This is a genomic window from Mycobacterium sp. 852002-40037_SCH5390672 (genome assembly GCF_001665875.1).
Lineage (GTDB): Bacteria > Actinomycetota > Actinomycetes > Mycobacteriales > Mycobacteriaceae > Mycobacterium.
Genome location: NZ_LZTA01000122.1, coordinates 41,619 through 66,918, shown reverse-complemented (window position 1 = coordinate 66,918; position 25,300 = coordinate 41,619). Strand labels below are relative to the sequence as shown.

Genomic DNA, 25,300 nt, shown 5'->3' with positions numbered 1-25,300 from the left:
TGTTACTTTGAGTTCCGTAATGGTAGTGGATTTTGGCAGACCCCGTGACCCCCGGATCGACGCCGCGGTGCTTCGCGCGACGGTTGAGCTGCTGGCCGAAACCGGTTATCCCGGACTGCTGGTCTCCGCCATTGCCGAGCGCGCGGGCACCAGCAAGCCCGCCATCTATCGCCGCTGGCCCAGCAAGGCGCACCTGGTGCACGAGGCGGTGTTCCCCATCGGGGCAGGCACCGCCATCCCCGATACCGAATCGACGCCCGAGGGCCTGCGCGAGATGGTGCGCCGCACAACGGTTTTCCTCACCACACCGGCCGCCAGGGCGGCGCTGCCGGGGCTGATCGGTGAGCTGGCCGCGGATCCGACTCTGCATTCGGCGCTGCTGGAGCGGTTCGCCGGCGTCATCGGCGGCGGACTTGCCGACTGGCTCGCGGCCGCCTCGGCGCGTGGCGAGGTGCGGTCGGACGTGACCGCCGGGGAACTCGCCGAGACGATCGCCGGCATCACCCTGGTAGCTCTGCTCACCCGCGCCACCGAACTCGACGATGCGTGGGTCGATCGCACCACCAGGTTACTCCTGAAAGGAATCAGCGCATGACGCACCAGTCGACGGACGCCTGGCAGGAATTACTGAAAACGCTTGGCGAACTGGGTAACTCGTTCCTCGAGGGTGCCCGTGCCGTCACCGACGACCGGCACGTCGCCGATGGCTATCGCATGCTCGCCGCCACCTTGGGCGTGGCCCTGGACACGTACCTGTTTCCCGAACCGGGTCGGCCGCAGTTCGTCGCGGTGAACACGCCGTTGCGCCGCGACCGCCGCTGGGGCGGGGACAACACCGACGCCTACTACAACATGTGCCCGGTCGATCCCGATCGCCGGTACCGCATCAGCGGGAATAAGGGTGACAGCGTGTATTTTTCGGTGACGGCCTACAACGAGCCATCACCTGGCGCCTGGTCCGACCGGGTCGTCGCGATCGTCCGCGACACCGATCTCGATATCGACGCCGACGGCAACTTCTCGTTTGAATTTCCCGCCACGCCCGACGCGGCCGTGCTGATGACCCGCGACTACCAGGCCGATCCCCTGACCGGGCGCCCGGTGACGTGGCACATCGAGGCGCTCGACGAGCCCGACCCTATACGGCACGGTGACGCCGAGACCGCGGCGAGTCTGCGCGCCGCCGCCACGTGGTTGCGGACCATGTTCGCCATCGTGCCGCTGGCCGTCGCGGAAAGGGTCCGCGAGAAGGACGACGTGCCGCACGCGCTGGGGCACGAAACCGCACATGCCGCCAACGCATTCGCCGATCCCTATCAGGTGCCGGACGCCAACTTCGGCTGGTCGGCGCGCGACGCCTGCTACTCCTACGGCAGCTTCGTGCTCGACGACGACGAGGCGCTGGTCATCACGCACCGACCTCCGCCGTGCAGATTCTGGAACCTGGTGGTGTGGAACCAATTCATGGCCACCTTCGGCGCGCGGGATGCCCGGTGCTCCGTCAACGGCCACAGCGCCGCCGTCAACAGCGACGGCTCCGTGACGGTGGTCTTGTCCCCCAGTAAGACGGCGCACCCGAATTCGCTTACCACGCTGGGCTATCCGCGCGGGAACCTGGCATTTCGGTGGTTCCTTGCCGACGGTGTGCCGCAACGGCCCGAGGTGAAACTCGTCAAGGCGGCCGACGCCCCCACGACGGCGAGCTGAGTCACCCGGCCTGCTGCACCAGCTCGATCGCCCGGCCCAGCGTTTCCAGCTTGGCGTCCTGCGTGTCGCCCGCGGGATACAGCCGCACGGTGTTCACGCCGGCCTCGCGCCACACCGCAAGGCGCGCGGTCACCATCTCCTCGGTCCCGATAAGCGTAGTGGCCAGCACCATCTCGTCGGTCACCAAGCCGGCCGCCCCGTCCCGGTCGCCGCGCTGCCAGCGCTCGCGCACCTCGGCGGCAACATCTGCCCAACCCTGCCGGCTGTAGGCCCGGTTGTAGAAGTTTGTGCTCGACGATCCCATGCCACCGAGACTGAAGGCCAGCTGTTTTTTGCGGCCCGCGATCATGCCCCGCAACTCGCCTTCGTCTGCGGCGAAAGCGACTTCGGCGCCCTGACAGATATCGATATCGGCGCGAGTACGGTTTGCGGCCGCGAGCCCGTCATCGAGATGGGAGAAGTAGGCATCACCGGCGCCTTCGGGAACAAAGCTGGTGCCCAGCCACCCGTCGGCGACCCGTCCGGTCAGTCGCAGCATCGCCGGTGCCAGGGCGGCCAGGTAAACCGGAATGGCGTGCTCGGCGCGGGTCGACAAACGCATCGGCACCGCCTCACCGCCAGGCTTGGGGATCTCGAATTCCTTCCCCGCATAGGAGATTTTGCCGCCATCGAACACCTGGCGCACGACGTCGATCGTTTCGGAGATGCGCGCCAGCGGTCGATTGAACGAGACACCGTGCAGGCCCTCGATCACCTGCGGGCCCGAGGCGCCCAAACCGAGTAGAAATCGCCCATTCGACAGATTGGACAGCGTGACCGCGGTCTGGGCGACCATGACCGGTGACCGGGTGCCTACCTGCAGGACACCGGAACCCAGCAGCATCCGCTCGGTCCGCGCCGCCAGGTAGCCCAGCGCCGACGGCGCATCCGCGCCCCACGCCTCGGCCACCCAGCAGACATCGAGACCCAGCTTCTCCGCCTCGACGACCAACGCCACGACCTCAGCGGCCTCGCTCCCGGCACCGGAAAACTCGACTGTCGTGGCGGTACGCATCAATGCACTCCCTGTTCGGCCAGCCGTTTGATCGCCGCCAGGGTCTTTTCGATCGCGCCCTCGAACTCGCGCAGCCGTACGAACACAATCTTCTGTTCCTTATCGGGCATCGACTCGATGGCCACCGACAGACCCGAGCGTCCCGGCCCCATCTGCATCCAGTAGTTCAGGACGGTGCCGCCGTCGCGGGGCGCCAGCCGGAATCGCCACATCGCCGCGGGATTGTCGGGTTCGCCGACGGCCCAGGTGAATTCGTGCGGCTGATCACAGGCCACGATCTGCGAGGTGGTGCTCCACTGCCCAAACGCATCGTGCTCGTTGTGTCCGACGAAGCGAGCGCCCACCCGCGGGCCGGCCGATCCTTCGGCCCATTCCACGTCCTTCAGCTCGCTGCTGAACGCCGGCATCAGCTCGATATCGGAGACCAGGCTCCAGACCCGGTCCGGGTCGGCGGCAATCCACGTCGAGGCTTCCACGGTCGGGGTATCCGCATAGCGCGCACCGGTCCATTCCACGGACCTCATTGTCCCCCTGTCCCGGCGCGCGGCAACGGCCGGACCCGCGCGGCTTTACGCGGCGACCGGCTCGGGCTCGGTGGACGTGTCGGCACTGGCTTTGTGCACCCACGAGTCTGGGAAGGTGAGCCGGACGATCTTGCGGACGACGGTGCCGAATTGACGCAGCAGCGGACCGCGGTTGTACGGGATGCCGTAGCGTTCGCAAATCTCCTGCACCTCGGACGCGATCTCGGAGTAGCGGCGGGCCGGCATGTCGGGGAACAGGTGGTGTTCGATCTGGTGCGACAGGTTGCCGGATAACAGGTGAAAGAGCCGGCCGCCGGTAAGGTTTGCCGAGCCGAGGACCTGGCGGAAATACCACATGCCGCGTGACTCGTCCTTGGTCTCTTCGACGGTGAATTCCTGTGTCCCGTCCGGGAAGTGGCCGCAGAAGATGATCATGTATGACCACACGTTGCGCATCAGGTTGGCGGTGAGGTTGCCGGTGAACACGAACGGCGCGAAGGGCCCGGCCAGCAGCGGGAAGGCGACGTAATCCTTGAGAGTCTGCCGGCGGGTCTTTTTCCAGATGGCCCGCAAGACGTCGAGCTTGTCCTCCAGCCGGATCTCACCGGAGCGAATGCGCTCTGTTTCCAGCTCGTGCAGCGCGACGCCGTACTGGAACAACACCATCAGCAGGAAGGCGTAGATCGGGTTGCCGATGAAGTATGGCTGCCACCGCTGGTCTTCGCTCATCCGCAGAATTCCGTAGCCGATGTCGCGGTCCATCCCCACGATGTTGGTGTGGGTGTGGTGCATGTAGTTGTGCGAGTGCCGCCATTGATCGGCCGGGCATGCCGTGTCCCACTCGAAGGTCCGACCGGAAATGGCCGGGTCGCGCATCCAGTCGTACTGGCCGTGCATGATGTTGTGGCCGATCTCCATGTTGTCCAGGATCTTTGACAGGCCCAGCATGGTGGTGCCGGCCAGCCATGCCGGGGGCAGGAACCCGGCGAACAACAGCGCCCGGCCACCGACTTCCAGCGCTCGCTGAGCCCTGATGACGCGGCGGATGTAATCGGCGTCCTGTTCGCCGAGTTCTGCCATCACGCGCTCCTTGATGGCGTCGAGTTCACGGCCGAATGCATCGGCCTGTTCGGGTGTCAAGGCAATTTTGTCGTTCGACATTGCTTGTCCTCCAAGAGGTTTCATGGGCTGGATAGTTCAACCGTTACAGCGACAGATCCACGTCACCGACAGGAACGGACACGCAGATCTGCACGTCCTCATCGGCAGCGGTCGAGACCGCACCGGTGACCAGGTTGCGCACGGTGCCGGCGGTTTTGCGCCGCGTGCAGGTGTGGCAGATGCCCATCCGGCATCCGTTTTCGGGCGTCAGGCCGGCGGATTCGGCCTGCTCCAACAGCGGCCGTCCGTCGTCGGCGACGTCAACACCGCTGTCGGAGAAGGTGACTCGTCCTCCCGACGGGTTCGCTGGTGCATCCAGGGCCGGCGGGACGAAGCTTTCGGTGTACACGTTGTTGCAGTGCGATCGGACCGCCTCAACCAGAGCCGTTGGTCCGCAGACGAATACCGCATCGGGTGACGGCATCGCGGCGGCCAGGTGTTGTGGACCGAAACGTCCGGCGAGGTCGCCGCCACCCGATCGGGTGTACCCGTGCAGCACCCGGACCGACGGCATCGCGGCCAGTTCATCGCGGTAGCAGGCCTCTTCCGGTGTGCGTGCGTAGTGAACGAACGCGATGTCGCCCCGATGTCCCTGGGCGACCAGGGTGCGCACCATCGACATCACAGGAGTGATACCGCTTCCGCCGGAGACGAAGAGGACGCGCTGCGGGCTCTGGGGTTCCCGCGTCGGCAACGTGAAGTCGCCGCCGGTGCCGGTCAGACCGACGACCATGCCACGGCGGGCGTGTTCGTACAGATAGTTCGAGACCAGGCCGCCTTCGTGCCGACCGATGGTCAATTCGAGGGTGGTCGCGCCTTCGGCGTTGGCGGGCGAATAGCACCGGGTGTGCCGGCGGCCATCGATCTCGACGCTGAGGTTGACGTACTGACCGGCTCTGAGGGTCTGAGCGGACAGGAAGGTGTCGTTGGGTGTCAGGGTCAGGGTGACGCTGCGGGGGGTGGTCCGGCGCACGTCGGTCACTTTGGCGCGGGCTTCGCCCAGCGTCCACGTCGGCGCGACCAGTTCGGTGTACCGGTCGACGCCGTGCGGACCGGTCAGCAGGTCGAGTAGCTCTGAACCCAACACGCGCTGCCGAAAAGTCCGCGCGAGGACTCGGCCAGAAGATTGAGCGGTTTGAGTGAACATATGTACACCGTGCGTCCTCAATGCCCTGGCAGTCAAGGGTTTAAGGCCTGTCTGTGGTAGGGTTCACACAGTGAACAGCCGTACTCCTGGCTCACGGACGCGCGGCTCTGGCCGCGAGCGCTCGCGCGAAAGTCAATCTCGTGAAGAGCGCAAGGAGGCGACACGCCGAGCCATCATTGCCGCGGCGCTCAAGCTCTTGCAGGACCGCAGCTTCTCCAGCCTGAGTCTGCGCGAGGTCACCCGCGAGGTCGGAATCGTTCCGGCGGCGTTCTACCGGCATTTCGAATCCATGGAGGCCCTCGGCCTGGTCTTGATCGACGAGTCCTTCCGGAGTCTGCGCGACACCCTGCGTGATGCGCGCGCCGGCAAGCTCGACCCGAACCGGGTGATCGAGTCATCCGTCGAGATCCTGGTGGCCAGCGTCGCCGACAGGCGCGAGCACTGGCGGCTCATCGGCCGGGAGCGCAACAGCGGCCTGTCGGTGCTGCGGTACGCCATTCGTACCGAGATCCGGCTGATCACCTCCGAACTGGCCACCGACCTGGCGCGATTCCCCGGGCTGAACAAGTGGACCACCGAGGACCTCAACGTGCTGGCCACCCTGTTCGTCAACGCCATGATCGTCATCGCAGAGGCCATCGAGGATTCGCAGAGCATCGAGGCAACCGAAGACATCCGCAGGCTTGCGGTCAAGCAGTTGAGAATGATCGCGACGGGCATCGCCGGCTGGCGAAGCACGCCCTGATTATGTCGGCCGCAGTAAACAGCCGAGCACTGACTTACTCGTCGACGACGTCGTACAGCGAGTCGCCGTCCTCGGGGGTGCCGTCGATCTGACCCCGATGAGCGCGCCGGGGACCGTCCTCGACCGGCTCGATGCCAGCGGGGACGTCGGGCTCTTCGGCCGCCAGACGGGCACCGAGGGGTTCGCCCTCGCGCTCTTCTCTGGCCGTCATGCCGAACCGGTCGGCCTCACTCCAGCCCTCGGGGGGGTCGACGACGATGTCACCGTCGTCGTTGCGCAATTCGTCCGAGTCGGTGCCTTCGCTCGCGTTCAAGGTGTCACCGGGCCCGCCCTCTTCGGGGAAGTCCGCGGGATCCACCAGTTCGTCGGGCTGGGGGTTATCGCTCATGCCAAACCGGTTGCCCGCCGCGTCATGGGGTTAAACGCGGCGGGCGACGACCGCCGGCGGGCCGCTACCGCGGCGGACGCCACATGGCCCACAGGCTCGGACCGCCATCCGGCAGCACGATCTCACGGGTGACGCTGAAGCCGAAACGCTGGTAATAGGGCACATTTTCGGGCTTGCTTGACTCGAGATAGGCCGGACAGTACTCGGCGTCGCAGCGGTCCAGCCGCGACCTCATCAATGCCTGGCCAAATCCCGTGCCGCGGACCGCCGGATCGCTGCCGATCACAGCCAGATACCAGTGCGGCTCCTCGGGATGCACGCTCTTCATCAATTCCTGCACCGCGCGTCCACGCATCGAGCGCAGGCCGAACACCCGGATGAATGTCGGCGTCATCGCCAGCTGCCCACCGGTCGTCTCTTGCCACTGGTCGGGCGGATCCCACAGGGCCGCCGCACCGATCTCCGTGTCCACACCGGCCACCTCCACGCCGCCGCGCGCGAGGTGGTGGTGGCGGGTCATCGTCGCGAACAGCCGGGACAGGTGCGCGATCCGCTTGTCCTGATCGGGAATCAGCCAGATCATCACCGGGTCGTCGTGGAACGCGCGGGCCAGCGTGCGCGACAACGCGCGGATATCGGCTTTGACTGCCGGGCGGACCTGCGGGGTCATCTACATCACGCTAGTGCGTGTGAGGCCTGGCGTGAGGGGTATGCCGACCCGGTGACCGGCATCTCGCGGCGCGCGTTCGGACGGGCGGCAGCCGGTGCGGGCGTGCTCGGGGCCGTCGGGCTGGCGGACGGATGCGCGAAACCGGCCACCGACCATGGCAAGTCCAGCGGTCCACCGCGGCCGGCGGGCAAGGGCGTGGGCGTCGTCCTCTCACACGAACAGTTCCGCACCGATCGGCTGGTGGCACAGGCTCAGGCGGCCGAACAGGCCGGCTTCCAATACCTGTGGGCCAGCGACCACATTCAACCGTGGCAGGACAACGAAGGTCATGCGATGTTTCCGTGGTTGACGCTGGCGCTGGTCGGCAACGGCACCAGCCGCATTGCGTTCGGCACCGGTGTGACCTGCCCGACCTACCGGTACCACCCCGCCACCGTCGCCCAGGCGTTCGCCTCCCTGGCGATCCTTAACCCGGGCAGGGTGTTTCTGGGAGTCGGCACCGGCGAGCGGCTCAACGAACAGGCCACCACGAACACCTACGGCAACTACGCCGAGCGCCACGATCGCTTGGTCGAAGCGATCGTGCTGATCCGTCAACTGTGGGGCGGTTCACGAATCTCTTTCGCCGGCCGCTATTTCCAGACGAATTCGCTGAAACTCTACGATGTCCCGGCCACGCCCCCACCGATCTTCGTGGCAGCCGCCGGCCCGAAAAGCGCCAAGCTGGCCGGACAGTACGGGGATGGCTGGATCACCCAGGCCCGCGATGTCACCGATCCAAAACTGTTGGCGGCCTTCGCCACTGGGGCGCAGGCTGCGGGGCGTGATGTGGGCACCCTGGGCAAACGCGCCGAACTGTTCGCGGTGGTGGGCGACGATGAAGAGATGGCCCGCGCCGCCACGTTGTGGCGTTTCACGGCCGGTGCCGTGGATCAGCCCAATCCCGTCGAGATCCAGCGCGCGGCCGAGCGCAACCCCATCGACAAGGTGCTGTCCGGCTGGACCGTCGGCACCGACGCGGCGCCCCACATCAACGCCGTGCAGCGGGTTCTCGACGCGGGCGCCGTGCCGTTCCTGCACTTTCCCCAAGACGATCCCGTCGCCGCCATCGAGTTCTACCGCGCCAACGTGCTACCGAAGTTGCGCTGACGGACGTCGGGCGCCGACCGTTTCGGCGCCGGCACCCCGGGTATCCGCACGCAACTTCGACTGACAGCCCATTGGAAGGCAACGCATGGACGCAATCACTTTTCTTCGTCAGGACCACAAAAGCGTGCTCGGTTTGTTGGAGACGCTCGACGGGGCGCCGTCGGGCTCAGGCGCTGAGGCGAGCGGCTTGGAGACCATGGTGAACAACCTGATCATTGCCGAGTCGCAGCATGAGGCCATCGAGGAGCAGTTTTTCTGGCCTGCGGTGCGCGACGCGATCGGTGACGGACTCGTCGACAAAGCGATCGAGCAGGAACAGGCGGGAAAGAAACTGCTGCAGCGTCTCGAGGACGGCAAGCCGGGCGACCCGGATTACCACGAAGCGCTGCAGGAATTCGTCAAGGCGGCCCGTGAGCACATCGCCTACGAACAGAACGAGGTGTGGCCACAGGTCGAAACGGTGCTCAGCCGTGAGGAATTGGAGAAGATCGGCGCAAAGCTGGAGCAAGCGAAGAAAATCGCTCCGACGCGGCCGCACCCCGCTACCCCACCCAACCCGACCGTGCTGAAAACGATGGGGATGGGGGCGGCGGCTGTCGACCATGTCCGCGACGCGCTCACCGGCCGCGCAGAGGACAATCCGCCGGACCCTCAGATGCACTGACGAGTTGCGGAGGCCGGGCGTTGAATACTCAGCGCCCGGCCTCCTTCTCCAATTAGCCGGTGGGAACGTGCTGTTCGTGGGTGAACGGCTTCTCGGCGTTGATGGCCGGTGAGCCTTGCGGGTTCTCGGCAGCGCCGGTGTTCTTGCGAGCGGTCCCCCCGAGCCACTGCTCTTCGGGCTTTTCGACGTACTCCCACTCCATGCCCTCGGGCCAGGGTCCCTGTCCTTGGTTCCACGGACCGCGAACGGACTCGCCACCTCCGTTGGACATGTTGAACGCCACGTTCTGGAAACGTGGGTCACCCGGCAGCTGTCCCGGTGGGAAGTTCACCGGCAGCTCGTTGAGCGCGGCGCTGAATTGCTGGTAGTGCGCTATCTCCCGTGTCATCAAAAACGTCAGGGTGTCCTGCACACCAGGGTCGTCGGTGAACTGCTTGAGGTATTCGTAGACGACCTTCGCGCGCGATTCCGCCGCGACGTTGTTGCGCAGGTCCACGGTCGGGTCACCGTTGGCGTCGATGTAGGCACCCGTCCAGTTGTTTCCCCCGGAATCCTTGACGTCGGGCCCACCGCCACTGAGCACCAGGAACAGCGGATTGACCGATACCGAGTGGATGAGGCCGTCCCGGCCGCCGCCGTTGGCCGCGACCGCCGGCATCCAGTCACATTTCTCATTGGCGATCTTGAGGTTGTCGTTGAGCCCGTCGAGCAACATCGTGATCATCGATCCGACCATTTCGAGGTGGCTGAGCTCCTCGGTCGCGATGTCCATGAACAGGTCATACATTTTCGGGTTCTTCTGGCGCAGCACAAACGCCTGGGTGAAGTACTGCAGCGCCGCAGTGAGTTCGCCGTTCGCGCCGCCGAACTGTTCCATTAGCAGCGACGCGAAGCGAGGATCGGGTCGGTCGACGCGAACCTCGAATTGAAGATCTTTGTTGTGCACGAACACTGGGGCCTCCTGGGGGTCGAGATCGGGGTGTCGACGCCGGATACCCGGGCCCTATACGGCCAAACTCGGGCGGCAGCAAATTTCTCCGACGCTGTCTGCAAAGCGTTGGGCAGACCGCGGGGGGTGACGCGTGGGGCCACATCGTGGAGAATCCGGTCCTATGGAGTCTTTAGACGCGACCTCTCGGCACGAGCTGGCTACCCGCATGGCGGACCTTGCCCGAGATATCGCGGCGCCGCGCTCGCTCAACCGGATTCTCGCCGACGTGACCGCCACGGCGGTGGAGCTGATACCGGCGGCGGACATCGCGGGGGTGTTGCTGGTGAAAGGGGGCGGCGATTTCGAATCGGTCGCCGACACCGACAGCCTGGTCGCCAAACTCGACAAACTACAGCACGACTTCGGTGAGGGTCCCTGCCACGACGCCGCCCTGAAAGAGACGATCGTGCGCACGGACGATCTCCGCGACGAACCTCGCTGGCCGAAATACGCACCGGCGGCCGTGGAACACGGTGTCCTCAGCAGCCTTTCGTTCAAGCTGTACACCACGGAGCGCACCGCCGGCGCCCTGAACCTGTTCAGTTTCCGGCCTAACGTGTGGGACACCGAAGGCGAAACCATCGGAAGTGTGTTCGCCGCGCATGCCGCCTCGGCGATCATGGCCGGGCGGCACGGACAGCAGATGCAATCGGCGCTGTCCACGCGAGACCGCATCGGCCAGGCCAAGGGCATCATCATGGAGCGCTACGGCGTCGACGATATGCGCGCCTTCGAACTGCTGCGCCGGCTTTCCCAGGAGAGCCAGACCAAACTCGTCGACGTCGCCCAGCGCGTGATTGAGACCCGCGGCGACGACTGATCCTCCGCTGCCCCGCTCTTCCTCCGCTGCCCCGCTCTAGGATGGAGTGGCTTCATCAACGAGTCCGGCGCGGCGTTGCGCCGGGGATTGGTTGGCCACGGTGTGGGACTTCGAAACCGACCCCGACTACCAGGCAAAGCTGGACTGGGTCGAGAAATTCATGGCCGAGGAGCTGGAACCGCTCGACCTGGTCGCACTCGACCCGTACGACAAGAAGAACGCCGAGATGATGGCCATCCTGCGGCCCTTGCAGCAGCAGGTGAAGGAGCAGGGCTTGTGGGCCGCGCACCTGCGCCCGGAGCTGGGCGGCCAGGGCTTCGGCCAGGTCAAGCTGGCGCTGCTCAATGAAATCCTCGGGCGCTCCCGCTGGGCCCCCTCGGTGTTCGGTTGCCAGGCGCCGGATTCCGGCAACGCCGAGATTCTCGCGCTCTTCGGCACCGACGAGCAGAAGGCCCGCTACCTGCAGCCGCTGCTGGACGGCGAAATCACCTCCTGCTATTCGATGACCGAGCCGCAAGGTGGTTCTGACCCAGGACAATTCGTCACCGCCGCAACGCGCGACGGCGACTACTGGGTCATCAACGGGGAGAAGTGGTTCTCCACCAACGCCAAACACGCGTCGTTCTTTATCGTCATGGCGGTCACCAATTCCGAGGCCCGCACCTACGACAAGATGTCGCTGTTCATCGTGCCGGCTGAGACGCCCGGCATCGAGATCGTGCGCAACGTCGGCGTAGGAGCGGAATCCGCGAAGCGCGCCACCCACGGCTATGTCCGCTACAACGACGTCCGCGTGCCCGCCGACCATGTGCTGGGCGGCGAGGGACAGGCGTTCATGATCGCGCAGACCCGGCTCGGCGGCGGCCGGATCCACCACGCCATGCGCACAATCGCGCTGGCCCGCAGCGCCTTTGACATGATGTGTGAACGTGCGGTGTCCCGCAAGACCCGGCACGGCCGACTGGCCGGTTTCCAGATGACCCAGGAGAAAATCGCCGACAGCTGGATCCAGATCGAACAGTTCCGGTTACTGGTGCTGCGCACCGCGTGGTTGATCGACAAGCACCACGACTACCAGAGGGTGCGTCGCGACATCGCAGCGGTCAAAGTGGCCATGCCCCAGGTGCTGCATGACGTCGCGCAGCGGGCCATGCACCTGCACGGCGCGCTCGGCGTCTCCGATGAGATGCCGTTCGTCAAGATGCTGGTGGCCGCCGAATCGCTGGGTATCGCCGACGGTGCCACCGAGCTGCACAAGATGACGGTCGCCCGCCGGACGTTGCGCGAATACGAGCCGGTGACAACGCCTTTCCCGTCGGCTCACATACCGACTCGGCGGGCCGAGGCTCAGGCGCGACTGGCCGAGCGGCTCGAACACGCGGTCGCCGAGTTCTAAGGCCGCCCACGTCAGGCGACGAAACGAACCACGCTTTCGGCCACGCACGCCGGTTTTGCCGATCCCTCGATCTCGACGGTGGTCGAGATGGTCGCCTGCACGGCGCCGTTACCCACGTCGTCGACGCTGACCAAGGAACTCTGCGCGCGTACCCGAGAGCCGACCGGAACCGGTGCGGGGAAGCGAACCTTGTTGAGGCCGTAATTGATTGCGAGCTTGATGCCATTGACGGTGTAGATCTGGTGCTGCAGCTGCGGCAACAGCGCCAAGGTCATGAACCCGTGGGCGATGGTCTTGCCGAACGGACCCGACGCGGCCCGCTCCGGGTCGACGTGGATCCACTGGTGATCGCCGGTCGCATCGGCGAACAGGTTGACGTCCTCCTGGGTGATGGTGACCCAGTCGCTGTGCCCCAGAGCTTCGCCCGCAGCGGCGGCAAGTTCGGTGACGGATTCGAAGGTGCGCATCGGCGTGTTCTCCTTGGTTTCGGCTGCTAACAATAGCGCCGCGGTTCGCTGCCTTGTTCATCCGGCCGATGCACCGCACGGTCGGCCCGGGGGCAGCCGTGGCGGAATGCCCGGGTTTCGTTTCGCGTGAGCAGTCGGGGGAATCCCATCCCGAACGCTGCGTCCACAGTAAAGGAAGCCACCATGCCAGATCACAAGGGCCACAAAGCCGAGGAAGACGTGGAAGCCGAGACCCACCAGACTCGCTCCCGCGCCGCGGGCGACGAGGATGGCTCATACGTGGGTGCGGCGGGCTCCGACGATTCCTTTGACGCCGGCGAGTCCGGCGCCGAAGCCCGCAGTCAAGACGGCTAGTCGACCCTTTTGGCGCAAGATGGGTCTGTGAGGCTGCTGCTGATTGCCGATACGCACATCCCCAAGCGCGCCCGCGACCTGCCCGCGCCGGTGTGGGATGAGGTGGCCGCGGCCGACGTCGTCGTCCACGCGGGTGACTGGATTGCCCCGGAGTTCCTCGACGAACTCGAGGACCGGGCGACCCGGGTGGTGGCGTGTTGGGGAAACAACGACGGCCCGGCCTTGCGGGCGCGGCTGCCCGAACGGGCGGACGTGACGCTGGGCGGGGTGGTGTTCACGGTCGTGCACGAGACCGGCGCCGCCATCGGACGAGAAACCCGTATGTCGCGGCTCTACCCCGAAACCCAGGTGCTGGTGTTCGGGCACAGCCACATCCCGTGGGACACCACAACCGAAACCGGCTTGCGACTGCTCAATCCCGGGTCACCGACGGATCGTCGCCGGCAACCCTTCTGCACCTATATGACTGCCCGCGCTGACGAAGGCGAGCTGACCGACGTCGTGCTGCATCGTCTGCCTCGCTAACGGGTACATACCGTATACATAGCTTCCCCACATAGATAGCTCGGCTACAGAGGTATTATGGGTGCATATGAAATCACGCACTGATGTAGCAGTCGAGCTGTTCGGTGTGGTCGGCAGGTTTCGCCGGCAACTCCGCAGGTCGGCTGGCCGCGCGTTCGATTCATCGCGGCTTTCCGAGTCGCAGTCGGAGCTGTTGTGGCTGGTCGGGCGGCGACCGGGGATTTCGGTCAGCGCCGCGGCCGCCGAGCTGGGGCTGGTGCCCAACACCGCCTCGACCCTGGTCACCAAGCTGGTGTCCGGCGGACTGCTGGTGCGGACAGCTGGAGACAGCGATCGCCGGGTGTGCCAACTCCGGCTCGCCGAGCCCGCGCAACAGGTCGTGGACGCATCCCGCGCCACCCGCCGGGCATTGTTGTCCGAGGTGATCGACGAGCTTGACGACGACCAAATCGAGTCTTTGACAAAGGGATTGGAGGTCCTCGACACGATGACCCAAAAAATGCGCGAGCGACGATCATGAGCGGATCGCTGCCGATGGCGGTCGACGGCAGGAACCTGACCTACCGCTATGGCCAGTTCACCGCCGTCGATGATGTGACATTGCAGGTACGCCCCGGCGAAACCATGGGCCTCCTGGGGCCCAACGGCGCCGGCAAGACGACCATGGTCCGGATGCTGACCACGCTGACCCCGGTGCAGGACGGTGCACTGCGCATTTTCGGAATGGACGCGCGCCGCCAGACCACGGACATCAGAAGCAACATCGGCTATGTGCCGCAACAACTTTCGATCGAGCCCGCATTGACCGGCCGGCAGAACGTGCAATGGTTCGCGCGGTTGTACGGGGTGCCTCGCACCGAGCGCACTGACCGCGTCGATCAGGCGCTGGTCGCCATGGATCTCATCGACGTGGCCGACCGGCTGGCGTCGTCCTACTCCGGCGGCATGGTCCGCCGCCTCGAGGTGGCCCAGGCGCTGGTCAACCGCCCCTCACTGCTGGTGCTCGACGAACCGACCGTCGGACTGGATCCCATCGCGCGTGACGGCGTGTGGGGGCAGGTGCAATCGATGCAGGCGCAGTTCGGCATGACCGTGCTGTTGACCACCCACTACATGGAGGAAGCCGACGCCCTGTGTGACCGGGTCGCGCTGATGCACCGCGGTCAGCTGCGGGCCGTCGGCGCACCGGACAAGTTGAAGGCCCAGATATCCAAGGTGTCGCCGGGGGCCACCCTCGAGGATGTGTTCCGCTATTACGCGGCCTCGGGTTTGGCCGACGAAGCGGATCCGGCGGATGCCAACGGATCCATTCGTGAAATCCGTTCCAGCAGAAAGGTGGCGCGCCGTGTCGGTTGATAGCGCCCTAGCCGGAACACTGCTTCGGGCCCCGCGCGGATGGCAACGAGTCGGCGCGCTGTCCAGCCGCATCGGAGCGTTCGCGATCGTCGAACTGCAGAAGCTGCAACACGACAGGACCGAGCTGGTCACCCGGATGGTGCAGCCCGCATTGTGGCTGTTGATCTTCGGGACCACCTTCAGCCACTTGCATGTCATCCCCACCGGATCGGTGTCGTATCTGGCGTTTCTGGCACCGGGGATCATCGCCCAGTCGGCGTTGTTCATCTCCATTTTCTATGGGATACAGATCATTTGGGACCGCGACGCCGGTGTGCTGGCCAAGCTCATGGTGACGCCGGCTCCGGCGTCGGCGCTGATCACCGGCAAGGCTTTCGCGGCCGGGGTTCGTTCGGTGGCCCAGGTGGTCGGCGTGCTGGCGCTGGCGTATGTGATGGGCGTCGGCCTGACGGTGAATCCGTTGCGGATCGTGGCCGCGATGGCCATCGTCATGCTTGGCGCCGCGTTCTTCGCCTGCCTGTCGATGACGCTGGCCGGTCTGGTGCGCAGTCGCGACCGCCTGATGGGCATCGGCCAAGCGATCACGATGCCGTTGTTCTTCGCGTCCAACGCGCTGTACCCGGTCGATGTGATGCCGGCGTGGCTGCACGTGCTGAGCAAGGTCAATCCACTCAGTTACGAGGTGAACGCGCTGCGGGCGCTGTTGATCGGCACCCCGTTCAACCCCGCGGACATCGCCGTGCTGGTGGTCGCCGCCGTGCTCGGAATCATTACGGCATCAACGCTTTTGCGCCGCCTGGTCGCCTGATCCGTCGCCGACGCGATAGCGCATCTGCTAGCGCATCGCAAGGTGGCCGCGGATTCCGAAAGCCGATCGTGACCAGGCCGTGACGATTTCTGGGCGACGCCCAATCGTTAGCTAACCGCGATCTGTCATCGCGGCCGCGACAAGGGAATTCGGCCCTCCCGCTGTGTTTCACTCCCCGAGAACAGATTCGACCGCACCATGCGGCAGATGAAAGTTGGGATGGGTAGAGAGCTATGTCGTTCTTCGAAAAGTTGCGTGGCGCCGCGGCTACCATGCCGCGCCGACTGGCGATCGCGGCTGTGGGGGCCTCCCTGATGTCCGGTCTCGCCGTGGCCTCCGGCGGCTCCCCTGTCGCGGGGGCCTTCTCCAAGGCGGGGCTTCCGGTGGAATACCTGGAGGTGCCGTCGCCGTCGATGGGCCGAAACATCAAGGTCCAATTTCAAGGCGGCGGATCGCATGCCGTTTACCTGCTCGACGGCCTGCGCGCGCAGGACGACTACAACGGCTGGGACATCAACACCCCCGCCTTCGAGGAGTTCTACCAGTCCGGCCTTTCGGTGATCATGCCGGTCGGCGGCCAGTCCAGCTTCTACAGCAACTGGTACCAGCCGTCATCGGGTAACGGACAGAACTACACCTACAAGTGGGAGACGTTCCTGACCCAGGAAATGCCCTTGTGGATGCAGGCCAACAAGCAGGTTTCTCCGGCCGGCAACGCTGCGGTGGGGCTGTCGATGTCGGGCGGCTCCGCACTGATCCTGGCGGCCTACTACCCGCAGCAGTTCCCGTATGCGGCCGCGCTGTCGGGCTTCCTCAACCCATCCGAGGGCTGGTGGCCGACCCTGATCGGCCTGGCAATGAGCGACTCCGGCGGTTACAGCGCCAACAGCATGTGGGGTCCGTCCACCGATCCGGCGTGGAAGCGCAACGACCCGATGATCCAGATTCCGCGGCTGGTCGCCAACAACACCCGCATCTGGGTCTACTGCGGTAACGGCACCCCCACGGACCTCGGCGGCGACAACATGCCGGCGAAATTCCTGGAGGGCATGACGCTGCGCACCAACCAGCAGTTCCAGAACACCTACGCGGCCGCCGGTGGACGCAACGGGGTGTTCAACTTCCCGGCCAACGGGACACACTCGTGGCCCTACTGGAACCAGCAGTTGATGGCCATGAAGCCCGACATGCAGCAGGTGCTCCTGGCCAGCAATACGACGGCGCAACCGGCACAACCGGCACAACCGGCGCAACCGGCGCAACCGGCCACCTAAAACCCTGCAGGCCAGCATCGGCAGTAGCGCACCGGTCAGCGCTACTGCCGATGCTTTTTTCACGTCTCGTCGAGCAGGGCCCGTCGATCGGAGTGGAAGTAGGTGTAAGCGGTGGTCAACGCGCAGACGACGGTGGCCACCACCAGCATCCACGTCCCGTTGACCAGGGTGCTGACGAAGCCGCCCACCGTCGCGCCCGCCGTGAAGCTGGCGAACAGCAGGAAGTAGCCCAACCAGTCCGATGACGATCCGCCGGCGATGTGGCGTTCGATCCCCTGGCCCATCTTCACCAGCGTCCCGGTCACGTAGCTCAGGGGGACCGACACCTCACCGTCCTTGACGAATGACGTGTTCAAAGCGCCAATTCCGAAGGCCACCAACATGATGGGCGCGAAATCGAGCAGATTCTCTTCCCAGCCCTCATCAACGACGTCGGCCAGGGTGGCCGCCGCCAGGCTGAACGTCGTCAGCACCGTCGGGCCGTGCGGGTGCGCCACCCAGAAATGCCGCCGACAGACCGAGGCGACCACCACGCCCGCGACGAAGCACACGATCAACACCCCCGCCGTGGCCGACAGCAGGACGTCGCCGCGGAAATACCCGAGCACCGCGCGCTGGGCGTTGCCGGTCATGAATGTCACGAAGTAGCCGGCGGAGTGGGTGAAGGCGGTTGCCCCCAGCACGCCCGCGAGCGCTGCCAGCACCCACGACAACCGCGACTCGCTGTTGTAGATGTCACTCGGCACACGCACATGCTGTCAGACAGCCGCGGCGCTCGCAGCCGACGGCCGATGGCGGCGACCCGCTAGGCAGCGGTGAGACGAGCGATGGAGCGCAAGGGAATCGGTAACCACCCCGGCCTGTGCCGCGCTTCGTAGCCGGCCTCATAGACGGCCTTGTCGAGCTCGTAGGCGGCCAGTAGCTGGGCCGAATCGCGCGGGTCGATCCCGGAGGCGGCGGCGTAGCCGTCGCAGAACGCGGTGCGGTTGCGCTCGACCCACTCGCGGGCCCGGGCCGCCAATTGCTTGTCGTCCGCCTGGTCGACCAGTGGCCCGTACGCGGCGTACTCGAACGACCGCAGCACGCCGGCCACGTCCCGCAACGCTGAATCGGGCGCGCGGCGCTCCTCGAGCGGCTGTCCCGGTTCGCCCTCGAAATCGATGAGCAACCAGCGCTCCGGTGTACGCAGCACCTGACCCAGGTGCAGATCACCGTGGACGCGCTGCACGGTGATCGTCTCGGTGACCAACTTCTGGAAACGCTCTTCGATCGCCGCCGCGTGCTCCTTCAGCTCGGGAACCAGCGCCGCGGTCGAGGACAGCCGCGCCAGCACGTTGTCCAACGGAAATACGGCTTGCGAGGTGCCGAGGGTCTCGGCCAAGGTGGCGTGCACGGAAGCCACGGCTTCGCCGAGGCGGTAGGACTCACCGGCGAAGTCGCCGCCGACCTCGTACGCATACAGGTCGCCTTCAGCGAACAGGTCACGAACGCTGGCGGTGGCCATCGCCCAGCCCTCGGCGCTGTTGGCGGCGAATTCGGTCACCATGCCCAGCGGCCACGCCTCGTCGGCACTGCCGTCCGACCCGGTCATCTCGTAGGTTCCCAGCAGCCGCGCGACATGCGGGTTGCCGGCCCGCCCGAGCACGCGGTTCAGCTCGATGTCGGGGTTGATGCCGCTGCTGACCCGGCGGAACACCTTGAAGATGGCGTCTCGGTCGAAGATGACGCTGGTGTTGGACTGCTCGGCGTCGGATACGTGGGCCATCGCCTCCAGGGGAAGGTCCGCGCCCGGCTCCTTGGCGAAGATCACCTCGGTGCCCGACGCGCTGCGCACGGCCGACGAATCGATCAGGGAGAGCAGAAACTGCGGTGCAGCGGCATCGAACATCGCGTCGAAGGCGGTCCGATCGTCGGCGGCGCCGATAGTGGCGACGCTGCTGTATTCGGAGACCGGCGCGGAATCCCACCGCACGATCACCTGATACCGGTGCCGGGAACCGTCCGCGTAGTCCGCGTCGACCAGAATGAGGTCAATGTCGTCGCGGAGCGGAACGACAACGCCGGACTCCGCGCTGGACAGTTCACGGTTGCGCCCGGCGTACCAACGTTGCTGTGGAAGCCACTCAGACCAAGGCAGCTTGGCTGGCTGAGTCATTGTGCGCCACTCCTCATCGCTTCGCTCTGCATCGTCACGGCACGAGTAGAAATCATCCGTCCTCCTCGCATCCGGTCAGCTGGAACCAGTAGAACCCGTGTCCCGGCAGCGTCAGCAGGTAGGGCAGGTGACCGATGCGCGGAAACTCCACATGCCCGGTCAGCTCTACGGGTGTACGACCGCTCCAATGCTGCAGATTCAGTTCAATCGGCTGGGGAAAACGCGACAGGTTGTTGACGCACAGCACGGTGTCACCATCGTCGGATGCTTGCCGCACGAACGCCAGTACCGACGGGTTCGAGCCGCCCAACTCTTCGAAGGTTCCGATCGCAAAGGCCTCGTGCCGGCGCCGCACGGCCAGCATCGTGCGGGTGAAGTTAAGCAACGACGTCGAGGTGTCGCGCTGGGCTTCGACGTTGACGGCCTGATAGCCGTAGACCGAGTCCTGGCTGGGCGGCAGATACAGCCGGCCGGGGTTGGCCTTGGAGAAGCCCGCGTTGCGGTCCGGGGTCCACTGCATCGGTGTGCGCACCCCGTCGCGGTCACCCAGCCAGATCACGTCACCCATCCCGATCTCGTCGCCGTAGTAAAGCACCGGTGACCCCGGCAGCGACAACAGCAGCGCGGTAAACAGCTCGATCTGATTGCGGTCGTTCTCCAGCAGCGGCGCCAGCCGGCGGCGAATCCCGACGTTGGCTTTCATCCGTGGATCTTTGGCGTACTCGGAGTACATGTAGTCGCGTTCTTCGTCCGAGACCATCTCCAGCGTCAACTCGTCGTGGTTACGCAGGAAGATTCCCCATTGCGCCATGTCCGGGATCTCGGGCGTCTGGGCCAGGATCTCCGAGATCGGAAACCGCGATTCACGCCGCACCGCCATGAAGATGCGCGGCATGAGCGGGAAGTGGAACGCCATGTGGCATTCGTCGCCGCCGGTGGTGGCGTCGCCGAAGTATTCCACCACGTCGGCCGGCCACTGGTTGGCCTCCGCCAGCAACACCCGGCCCGGGAACTCGTCGTCGATGACCTTGCGCACGCGCTTGAGGAAGGCGTGGGTCTCGGGCAGGTTCTCGCAGTTGGTGCCCTCCCGTTCGAACAGATAGGGCACCGCGTCCAGCCGGAAACCGTCGATCCCCAGCTCGAGCCAGAACCGGAGCACGTCGATCATGGCTTCCTGCACAGCCGGGTTGTCGTAATTCAGGTCGGGTTGGTGGGAGAAGAATCGGTGCCAGTAGAACTGCTTGCGCACCGAATCGAACGTCCAGTTCGACTCCTCGGTGTCGATGAAGATGATCCGGGCGTCGGTGTACTTCTCGCTGGTGTCGCTCCACACGTAGAAGTCGCCATACGGGCCGTCGGGGTCGTGCCGTGACTCCTGGAACCAAGGGTGTGAATCCGATGTGTGGTTCATCACAAGGTCGGTGATGACCCGGATTCCCCGCTCGTGCGCGGCGTTAAGAAGCGCGACGAAATCCTCGACCGTCCCGAACTCCGGCAGCACCTTGTAGAAGTCCCGGATGTCGTACCCGCCGTCGCGCAAAGGCGAGTCATAGAAGGGCGGCAGCCAGATGCAGTCGATGCCCAACCACTGCAGGTAATCAAGGCGGCCCAGCAGACCGCGCAAATCACCGGCGCCATCTGCGTTGGCGTCGTAAAACGCCCGCACCAGCACCTCGTAGAACACGGCGCGCTTGAACCAGGTGGTGTCGGTGGGCAGCGCGGCGGCGTTGTTGAAGTCCTCGGCATCCGGGTGCTCCACGACGCCGTCCTGGACGTGACTGCCCCCCTCGGGATGGTGCTCGACAGCTTCTCTTGCGTCGTTCATCAAATCCACGATGCCACGGATACCCTGGGCGCGACTTTCGGAATCACGCCCACACGCTTATGACGAAACACGCCCGGTGGCAATCGAATTGATCGCCGGGCGGGTCTCGTCGGCGCGCATGTCAGGCCGGCGGTCCCTCCGCCAGTGTGATGTTCGCGGTGCGCTCGCCGCCGTCATTGGACCGGTAGTGCACCGCGATGTTGTCTCCGGGGTGATGCGGAACGAGCACCTCGGTCATGGACGTCGCCCCGTTGATCGCGACGTTGTCGACGCCGGTGATGACGTCGCCGGGCGCGATTCCGGCCGCACCGGCGGGACCGGCGTTGACCACCCGCTGCACCCGCGCGCCGTTGCCGTTGTTGTCCATCACACCCAGGCCGAGGAACGCCGTGGGACCGATGTGAACCGTGTTCGAGCCGGCGCCGGACCGGATCTGGCCGGCAACCCCCATCGCGCGGCCGATGGGAATGGCGAAGCCCTGGCCGCCGGACATCTTGTAGCTGTCGGTGGCGGCGGTGTCCACGCCGATCACCTGTCCGGCGTTGTTCACCATGGGCCCGCCGGAATCACCCGGCTTGATCGGGGCGTCCGCCTGGATCAGTCCGCCCAGGCTCTCTTGCGCGCCGGTGAGCGTGTCAGTTGCCGAGACGCTCTGGTTGAGGGCAACCACCTTGCCGGTCACCGCGTTGGGCGTGCCGCCCTGGCCACCGACGTTTCCGAGCGCGACGATGGGCTCTCCCACCGTGGCCTCGCCGCCGATCGCGACGGTGGGCAGGCCCGCCGCGCCGCGCAATTGCAGCACCGCGACGTCCTGCGTGCGGTCGTACCCGACCACGTCAACGGCGTATGTCTGCCCGTTGCCGACGTCGAATGCGCTGATTTCGGTGGCACCGGAGATCACGTGGTTGTTGGTCAGGACGACGCCGTTGGGATCGATCACGATGCCCGTTCCGGCGCCCACCGCGTTGTTGTAGCCGAACTTGGTGTCGATGTTGACCACCTGCGGCCCCACCTGACCGACCATCGCCGACGGATCCAGCGGCGCCTGGGGACGGTCGGTGAACCGATCCAGCGCCAGGTTCGACGGTGACGCCCCCGCCGGCGCAAGGCCCGCACCGGAGCCGAAGCCGAGGCCCAGTCCCACCACGGTCAGCACGCTCACCAACCATGACCACCAGACCAAGCGGTGGTGCGATTTGCTCATCGGTGTCACCCTCCTGCTTTGCGGTAAGAACAAACTGTCCCGGCCTCAGGCTCTTGGCGGCACATTTGTGTGTATATAACCGTAATGCAGGTAGCTATGCACGGCACGCGCCAGGTTCTGATCAACCTCATCGGCTCCTGCCGTCATTTAGCCCAGGTCCTAAGCTGACACCGTGGGCGATTTCGACCCCAAGGCCAGCTTCACCCGGTCCCCGGTAGCCCGACTGGCCACGGTCGCGCCCGGCGGCCGACCGCACCTGGTGCCGGTGGTATTCGCGGTCGACACCGACGGCCGGGACGGATCCGACATCGTGTACACGGCCGTCGACGCGAAGCCGAAAACGACGCTGCGGCTGCGTCGCCTGGCCAACATCGACAGCAACCCCCAAGTGAGCCTGCTGGTCGACCACTACGCCGACGATTGGACCCAGTTGTGGTGGGTACGGGTCGACGGTGTCGCCACGGTCCACACCGCTGGGGACGCCGTCGATAACGGATGCCGCCTGCTGCGTGCGAAATACCCTCAGTATCAATCTGTTTCACTGGACGGCCCGGTGATCGAGGTAGCCGTTCAGCGTTGGTCCAGCTGGCACTCCTAAGCGGTGGCCGGTGCCGCCCGTGGGAGCAGGCAGCCCATCTGGCCGGACGGTCTTGTGGTCTACCGGAGTTGGGTGAATGGTAGCTAGAGAGGTGCCAGCTAGGTCAGCAACGGCGCGCCATGGGCAACCTGGAGGAAAGTCATGGCCGACAGGACAAATAATTCCCAAGGAGCGGGGAACGCTCCTACCGCCAACGGTCCGGACGAAATTCGCAACGTGGTGTTGGTTGGCCCGTCGGGTGGCGGCAAAACCACTCTCGTAGAAGCCCTGTTGGTCGCCGCCGGTGTGTTGACCCGGAGCGGCTCGGTCGCCGACGGCAGCACGGTCTGCGACTACGACGACGCCGAGATCCGCCAGCAACGATCGGTGGGCGTCGCCGTGGCGTCACTGTCGCACGACGGCGTCAAGGTCAACCTGGTCGACACACCCGGGTACGCCGACTTCGTCGGCGAGCTGCGGGCCGGGCTGCGGGCTGCGGATTGCGCGCTGTTCGTGATCGCGGCCAACGAAGGCGTCGACGAGCCCACCAAAGCGCTGTGGCAAGAATGCAACCAGGTCGGCATGCCCCGCGCCGTGGTCATCACCAAGCTCGACCACACCCGCGCGAATTATTCCGAGGCGTTGGCTGCCGCACAGAATGCATTCGGCGACAAGGTTTTACCGCTCTACCTACCCACGGACCTGCCCTCCTGCCACGGCCTGATCGGACTGTTGTCACAGAAGCGCTACGAATACACCGACGGGAAACGGACCGTGCAACCGCCGAATCCCTCCGACGCCGGGCAAATCGAGGAAGCGCGCGGCGCCCTGATCGAAGGAATAATCGAGGAGTCCGAGGACGAGTCGCTGATGGACCGCTATCTCGGGGGTGAGGCCATCGACGAGTCCGTGCTCATCGCGGATCTGGAGCGGGCCGTCGCGCGGGGATCGTTCTTTCCGGTGATCCCGGTCTGCAGCAGCAGCGGCGTCGGCACCCTGGAATTGCTGGAGGTCGCCACGCGCGGCTTCCCGTCTCCGATGGAACACCCGCTGCCGGAAGTCTTCACGCCGATCGGTGCGCCGCACGCCGGCCTGACGTGTGACGCGGACGCGCCGCTGCTCGCGGAGGTGGTGAAGACGACGTCGGACCCCTACGTGGGCAGGGTCAGCCTGGTCCGGGTGTTCTCCGGCACCATCAGGCCCGACACGACGGTCCATGTGTCGGGCCATTTTGCGTCATTCTTCGGCGCGACCAACGGCTTCGACTCCAGGGGCCATGCGCATCCCGACCACGACGAGGACGAGCGCATCGGGGTGCTGTCCTTCCCGCTGGGCAAGCAACAGCGCCCCGCCCCGGCCGTGGTGGCGGGTGACATCTGCGCGATCGGGAAACTCAGCCGCGCCGAAACGGGTGACACGCTCTCGGACAAGTCGGAACCGTTGGTGTTGAAGCCGTGGACCATGCCCGAGCCCCTGTTGCCAGTTGCCATCGCGGCGCACGCCAAAACCGACGAAGACAAGCTGTCGGTGGGGCTGGGACGGTTGGCCGCCGAGGATCCGACCCTGCGGATCGAGCAGAACTCCGAAACCCATCAGATCGTGCTGTGGTGCATGGGCGAGTCGCACGCCGGTGTGGTGCTCGACGCGCTTGCCAATCGGTACGGTGTCACCGTCGATACCGTGGAACTGCGGGTCCCGCTGCGAGAAACGTTCGGCGGCAAGGCAAAAGGCCATGGTCGCCACGTCAAGCAATCCGGTGGACACGGCCAGTACGCGGTGTGCGACATCGAGGTGGAGCCGCTGCCGGAAGGCTCGGGGTTCGAGTTTGTCGACAAGGTGGTCGGCGGGGCGGTGCCGCGGCAATTCATTCCGAGCGTGGAGAAGGGGGTGCGCGCCCAGATGGAGAAGGGAGTGCATGCGGGCTACCCGGTGGTCGATATCCGCGTCACCCTGCTCGACGGCAAAGCGCACAGCGTCGACTCGTCGGACTTCGCATTCCAGATGGCCGGCTCGCTGGCGCTGCGCGAGGCGGCAGCGGCGACCAAGGTGGCGCTGCTCGAGCCCATCGACGAGATCTCGGTGCTGGTACCCGGCGATTTCGTCGGTGCGGTCATGGGTGATCTGTCCAGCCGGCGCGGCCGAGTGCTGGGCTCCGACACCGCGGGCGACGAACGCACCGTGGTCAAAGCCGAGGTGCCCCAAGTGGAACTGACTCGCTACGCCATCGACCTGCGGTCACTGGCGCACGGGGCCGCCTCGTTCAGCCGGTCGTTCGCCCGCTACGAACCCATGCCGGAATCCGCGGCCGCGCGGCTGAACGCTTCGGTCTAGCCACGGTC

The 25,300-nt window shown here is 65.6% G+C and carries 27 protein-coding genes; 15 read left to right on the top strand and 12 right to left on the bottom strand.

Going from position 1 to position 25,300, the window contains the following annotated elements; genetic code table 11:
* The first annotated feature begins 19 nt into the window (after positions 1-19).
* Positions 20-595: a TetR/AcrR family transcriptional regulator gene (locus tag A5782_RS22335; RefSeq protein ID WP_067104263.1), complete on the top strand. Its 576-nt coding sequence runs from the start codon at positions 20-22 to the stop codon at positions 593-595.
* A complete protein-coding gene (locus A5782_RS22330; protein ID WP_067104262.1) occupies positions 592-1,707 on the top strand; it encodes a DUF1214 domain-containing protein in 1,116 nt (371 codons plus the stop codon). Before A5782_RS22335 ends, A5782_RS22330 begins: the two co-directional genes overlap by 4 nt.
* A gap of 1 nt (position 1,708) precedes the next feature.
* Here the strand turns inward: A5782_RS22330 and A5782_RS22325 are convergent, their stop codons facing one another.
* The 4 genes from A5782_RS22325 to A5782_RS22310 are packed head-to-tail and all read right to left on the bottom strand — an operon-like array spanning position 1,709 to position 5,593.
* Positions 1,709-2,761, bottom strand: a complete 1,053-nt coding sequence (locus A5782_RS22325; RefSeq protein ID WP_067104261.1) for an LLM class flavin-dependent oxidoreductase — start codon at positions 2,759-2,761, stop codon at positions 1,709-1,711.
* On the bottom strand, positions 2,761-3,285 hold the full coding sequence (locus tag A5782_RS22320) for an SRPBCC family protein (protein ID WP_197694312.1): 525 nt from the start codon (positions 3,283-3,285) through the stop codon (positions 2,761-2,763). The genes A5782_RS22325 and A5782_RS22320 overlap by 1 nt, the downstream gene beginning before the upstream one ends.
* Before the next feature lie 45 nt (positions 3,286-3,330).
* Positions 3,331-4,446 carry an acyl-CoA desaturase gene (locus A5782_RS22315; protein ID WP_067104259.1) on the bottom strand — a complete coding sequence of 372 codons (1,116 nt, stop codon included), beginning with the start codon at positions 4,444-4,446 and terminating at the stop codon, positions 3,331-3,333.
* A 43-nt stretch (positions 4,447-4,489) separates the two neighbouring features.
* Positions 4,490-5,593, bottom strand: coding sequence for a ferredoxin reductase (locus A5782_RS22310; protein WP_067104258.1), 1,104 nt, complete (start codon positions 5,591-5,593; stop codon positions 4,490-4,492).
* Positions 5,594-5,663: 70 nt separating this feature from the next.
* On the opposite strand from A5782_RS22310, the gene A5782_RS22305 reads away from it, so the two are divergent.
* Positions 5,664-6,338 (top strand): TetR family transcriptional regulator, encoded by a 675-nt coding sequence (locus tag A5782_RS22305; RefSeq protein WP_067104257.1) that lies wholly within the window; start codon positions 5,664-5,666, stop codon positions 6,336-6,338.
* 34 nt (positions 6,339-6,372) lie between these two features.
* On the opposite strand, the gene A5782_RS22300 is transcribed toward A5782_RS22305, so the two are convergent.
* Both A5782_RS22300 and A5782_RS22295 read right to left on the bottom strand, forming a co-directional pair.
* A complete protein-coding gene (locus A5782_RS22300; protein ID WP_067104256.1) occupies positions 6,373-6,726 on the bottom strand; it encodes a hypothetical protein in 354 nt (117 codons plus the stop codon).
* A 64-nt stretch (positions 6,727-6,790) separates the two neighbouring features.
* Entirely contained in the window at positions 6,791-7,396 is a 606-nt protein-coding gene (locus A5782_RS22295) for a GNAT family N-acetyltransferase (RefSeq protein ID WP_067104255.1), read from the bottom strand.
* 51 nt (positions 7,397-7,447) lie between these two features.
* On the opposite strand from A5782_RS22295, the gene A5782_RS22290 reads away from it, so the two are divergent.
* Positions 7,448-8,545, top strand: coding sequence for a F420-dependent hydroxymycolic acid dehydrogenase (locus A5782_RS22290; RefSeq protein WP_067104254.1), 1,098 nt, complete (start codon positions 7,448-7,450; stop codon positions 8,543-8,545).
* An 85-nt stretch (positions 8,546-8,630) separates the two neighbouring features.
* On the top strand, positions 8,631-9,209 hold the full coding sequence (locus A5782_RS22285; protein WP_067104253.1) for a hemerythrin domain-containing protein: 579 nt from the start codon (positions 8,631-8,633) through the stop codon (positions 9,207-9,209).
* 52 nt (positions 9,210-9,261) lie between these two features.
* Here A5782_RS22285 and A5782_RS22280 read toward each other — a convergent pair whose 3' ends face one another.
* Positions 9,262-10,161: a manganese catalase family protein gene (locus tag A5782_RS22280; protein ID WP_067104252.1), complete on the bottom strand. Its 900-nt coding sequence runs from the start codon at positions 10,159-10,161 to the stop codon at positions 9,262-9,264.
* A 160-nt stretch (positions 10,162-10,321) separates the two neighbouring features.
* Here A5782_RS22280 and A5782_RS22275 point away from each other — a divergent pair, with 160 nt between their 5' ends.
* Together A5782_RS22275 and A5782_RS22270 are read left to right on the top strand one after the other, a co-directional pair.
* Positions 10,322-11,020, top strand: coding sequence for a GAF and ANTAR domain-containing protein (locus tag A5782_RS22275; protein WP_067104251.1), 699 nt, complete (start codon positions 10,322-10,324; stop codon positions 11,018-11,020).
* 100 nt (positions 11,021-11,120) lie between these two features.
* Positions 11,121-12,416 (top strand): acyl-CoA dehydrogenase family protein, encoded by a 1,296-nt coding sequence (locus tag A5782_RS22270; RefSeq protein ID WP_067104324.1) that lies wholly within the window; start codon positions 11,121-11,123, stop codon positions 12,414-12,416.
* Between the two features lie 11 nt (positions 12,417-12,427).
* On the opposite strand, the gene A5782_RS22265 is transcribed toward A5782_RS22270, so the two are convergent.
* Positions 12,428-12,883 carry a MaoC family dehydratase gene (locus A5782_RS22265; protein WP_067104250.1) on the bottom strand — a complete coding sequence of 152 codons (456 nt, stop codon included), beginning with the start codon at positions 12,881-12,883 and terminating at the stop codon, positions 12,428-12,430.
* A 183-nt stretch (positions 12,884-13,066) separates the two neighbouring features.
* Between A5782_RS22265 and A5782_RS26570 the strand changes: the two genes are divergently transcribed.
* From A5782_RS26570 to ag85C, 6 genes are all read left to right on the top strand, one after another.
* Complete coding sequence (locus tag A5782_RS26570) at positions 13,067-13,237, top strand: hypothetical protein (protein ID WP_197694311.1); 171 nt, start codon at positions 13,067-13,069, stop codon at positions 13,235-13,237.
* 27 nt (positions 13,238-13,264) lie between these two features.
* Positions 13,265-13,762, top strand: a complete 498-nt coding sequence (locus A5782_RS22260) for a metallophosphoesterase (protein WP_067104249.1) — start codon at positions 13,265-13,267, stop codon at positions 13,760-13,762.
* Between the two features lie 67 nt (positions 13,763-13,829).
* Positions 13,830-14,282 (top strand): MarR family winged helix-turn-helix transcriptional regulator, encoded by a 453-nt coding sequence (locus tag A5782_RS22255; RefSeq protein ID WP_067104248.1) that lies wholly within the window; start codon positions 13,830-13,832, stop codon positions 14,280-14,282.
* Complete coding sequence (locus tag A5782_RS22250) at positions 14,279-15,118, top strand: ATP-binding cassette domain-containing protein (protein ID WP_067104247.1); 840 nt, start codon at positions 14,279-14,281, stop codon at positions 15,116-15,118. Before A5782_RS22255 ends, A5782_RS22250 begins: the two co-directional genes overlap by 4 nt.
* A complete protein-coding gene (locus A5782_RS22245) occupies positions 15,108-15,926 on the top strand; it encodes an ABC transporter permease (protein WP_067104246.1) in 819 nt (272 codons plus the stop codon). The genes A5782_RS22250 and A5782_RS22245 overlap by 11 nt, the downstream gene beginning before the upstream one ends.
* 233 nt (positions 15,927-16,159) lie before the next feature.
* A complete protein-coding gene (ag85C, locus tag A5782_RS22240) occupies positions 16,160-17,200 on the top strand; it encodes a diacylglycerol acyltransferase/mycolyltransferase Ag85C (RefSeq protein ID WP_067104245.1) in 1,041 nt (346 codons plus the stop codon).
* Between the two features lie 59 nt (positions 17,201-17,259).
* Here ag85C and A5782_RS22235 read toward each other — a convergent pair whose 3' ends face one another.
* The 4 genes from A5782_RS22235 to A5782_RS22220 form a co-directional block, all read right to left on the bottom strand.
* On the bottom strand, positions 17,260-17,946 hold the full coding sequence (locus tag A5782_RS22235; protein WP_067104323.1) for a YoaK family protein: 687 nt from the start codon (positions 17,944-17,946) through the stop codon (positions 17,260-17,262).
* A 59-nt stretch (positions 17,947-18,005) separates the two neighbouring features.
* On the bottom strand, positions 18,006-19,355 hold the full coding sequence (locus A5782_RS22230; RefSeq protein ID WP_067104244.1) for a maltokinase: 1,350 nt from the start codon (positions 19,353-19,355) through the stop codon (positions 18,006-18,008).
* 52 nt (positions 19,356-19,407) lie between these two features.
* The gene (treS, locus tag A5782_RS22225; RefSeq protein WP_067104322.1) at positions 19,408-21,180 is read right to left on the bottom strand and encodes a maltose alpha-D-glucosyltransferase; all 1,773 of its coding nucleotides are present in this window, start codon (positions 21,178-21,180) and stop codon (positions 19,408-19,410) included.
* A 121-nt stretch (positions 21,181-21,301) separates the two neighbouring features.
* Positions 21,302-22,384: a S1C family serine protease gene (locus tag A5782_RS22220; RefSeq protein WP_067104243.1), complete on the bottom strand. Its 1,083-nt coding sequence runs from the start codon at positions 22,382-22,384 to the stop codon at positions 21,302-21,304.
* Positions 22,385-22,556: 172 nt separating this feature from the next.
* Here A5782_RS22220 and A5782_RS22215 point away from each other — a divergent pair, with 172 nt between their 5' ends.
* A complete protein-coding gene (locus tag A5782_RS22215; RefSeq protein WP_067104242.1) occupies positions 22,557-22,982 on the top strand; it encodes a TIGR03668 family PPOX class F420-dependent oxidoreductase in 426 nt (141 codons plus the stop codon).
* Positions 22,983-23,123: 141 nt separating this feature from the next.
* A complete protein-coding gene (locus tag A5782_RS22210) occupies positions 23,124-25,292 on the top strand; it encodes an elongation factor G-like protein EF-G2 (RefSeq protein WP_067104241.1) in 2,169 nt (722 codons plus the stop codon).
* The last annotated feature ends 8 nt before the right edge of the window (positions 25,293-25,300 follow it).